This is a genomic window from Kitasatospora sp. A2-31, assembly GCF_022288725.1.
GTDB lineage: Bacteria > Actinomycetota > Actinomycetes > Streptomycetales > Streptomycetaceae > Kitasatospora.
In genome coordinates, this window is the sequence record NZ_JAKNTA010000119.1 from 1 (window position 1) to 1,797 (window position 1,797).

At 73.6% G+C, this 1,797-nt stretch carries 3 protein-coding genes; all 3 read left to right on the top strand.

Going from position 1 to position 1,797, the window contains the following annotated elements; all coding sequences use genetic code 11:
• The coding region (rplQ, locus tag MCM47_RS40030; RefSeq protein ID WP_238951759.1) for a 50S ribosomal protein L17 at window positions 1-474 on the top strand (474 nt) is incomplete at its 5' end.
• A gap of 81 nt (window positions 475-555) precedes the next feature.
• The gene (gene truA, locus MCM47_RS40035) at window positions 556-1,473 is read left to right on the top strand and encodes a tRNA pseudouridine(38-40) synthase TruA (RefSeq protein ID WP_238951760.1); all 918 of its coding nucleotides are present in this window, start codon (window positions 556-558) and stop codon (window positions 1,471-1,473) included.
• A gap of 41 nt (window positions 1,474-1,514) precedes the next feature.
• Window positions 1,515-1,797, top strand: a 283-nt coding sequence (locus MCM47_RS40040) for an ATP-binding cassette domain-containing protein (protein WP_238951761.1), incomplete at its 3' end; no start/stop codon positions are given.

The following is a 1,797-nucleotide window of genomic DNA, read 5'->3' on the forward strand; positions in this document are numbered from 1 at the left end:
GCCCGCCTCGGCGGCGGCCCGCACCACGAGCCGCTGCTGCTCGCCGGTCTGGCCCGTGAGCTGTTCCAGTACGGCCGCATCACCACCACCGAGGCCAAGGCCCGCCGCCTGCGCCCGCTGGCGGAGAAGCTGATCACCAAGGCGAAGAAGGGCGACATCCACAACCGTCGCCTGGTGCGCAAGACCATCACCGACATCTCGGTGCTGCACACCCTCTTCACCGAGATCGCGCCGCGCTACGAGAACCGCCCGGGTGGCTACACCCGCATCACCAAGATCGGTCCCCGTCGTGGCGACAACGCCCCGATGGCCGTGATCGAGCTGGTCGAGGCGCTGACCGTCGCGCAGACCGCCGTCGGCGAGGCCGAGGCCGCCACCAAGCGTGCCGTCAAGGAGGCCGACGCCAAGGCCGAGGAGACCAAGGTCGAGGAGGCCCCCGCGGCCGCCGAGGCCGAGGCCGCCGAGCAGGCCTGACACCGCTAGGTGTCGTCGCGGGCCCGCTTCCCCATCCGTGGGGGAGCGGGCCCGTTCCTCATGTCCAGGGAGTGGAGCACAGTGGTCAACGATTGCGCCGAGCAGCCACCGGTGAAGGACGGCCCGGCCGACGGGTACGTCCGGGTCCGGCTGGACCTCGCCTACCACGGCGCCGAGTTCTCCGGCTGGGCCCGCCAGCGCGGCGGCCGCCGGACGGTGCAGGAGGAGATCGAGACGGCGCTGCAGATCGTCACCCGTAGCTCCGAGCTCTTCCCGCTCACCGTGGCCGGCCGCACCGACGCCGGGGTGCACGCCCGCGGCCAGGTCGCGCACGTGGACCTGCCGGCCGAACTCTGGGCCGCGCACCGGGAGAAGCTGCTGCGCCGGCTGGCCGGGCGGCTGCCCGGGGACGTCCGGATCTACCGGCTCGGCGAGGCGCCGGCCGGCTTCGACGCCCGGTTCTCCGCGATCTGGCGGCGCTACGCCTACCGGGTCGCCGACCACCCCGGCGGCGTCGACCCGCTGCTGCGCGGTCACGTGCTCTGGCACGACCGGCCGCTGGACCTCGACCGGATGAACGCCGCGGCCGAACTGCTCGTCGGCGAGCACGACTTCGCCGCGTACTGCAAGAAGCGCGAGGGCGCGACGACCATCCGCACCCTGCTGGAGCTGCACTGGGACCGCGTCCCGGTGGACGCCTACGCCGCGCAGGAGGGCTCGCTGGCGGTCGCCACCGTGCGCGCCGACGCCTTCTGCCACAACATGGTCCGCGCCCTGGTCGGCGCGATGCTGCTGGTCGGCGACGGGCACCGGCCGGTGGAGTTCCCCGGCGAGGTGCTGGCCGGCGGGGTGCGCAACTCGGCGGTCAACGTGATCCGGCCGTACGGGCTGACGCTGGAGGAGGTCGGCTACCCGGCCGACGACCAGCTCGCCGAGCGCAGCCGGCTCGCCCGCCGGATCCGCACGCTGCCGGGGCAGCCGGCGCCGGTCGCGGGGTAATCCGTTTTGGTCCTGGGCGGACGATGGGGACAATCGTCCGCATGGGACACGTCGAGATTTCGCACCTGGAGTACTACCTGCCGGACGGGCGGGTGCTGTTCGACGACGCGTCCTTCCGGGTCGGGGAGGGCGCCGCGGTCGCCCTGGTGGGCGCCAACGGCGCGGGCAAGACCACGCTGCTGCGCATGATCGCGGGCGACCTGCAGCCGCACGGCGGCTCGGTGACGATCAGCGGCGGGCTCGGCGTGATGCGCCAGTTCGTCGGCACCACCGGCCGAGAGGACCAGAAGGAGACGCCGGGCGCGCTGCCCGCCGACGCCTCCG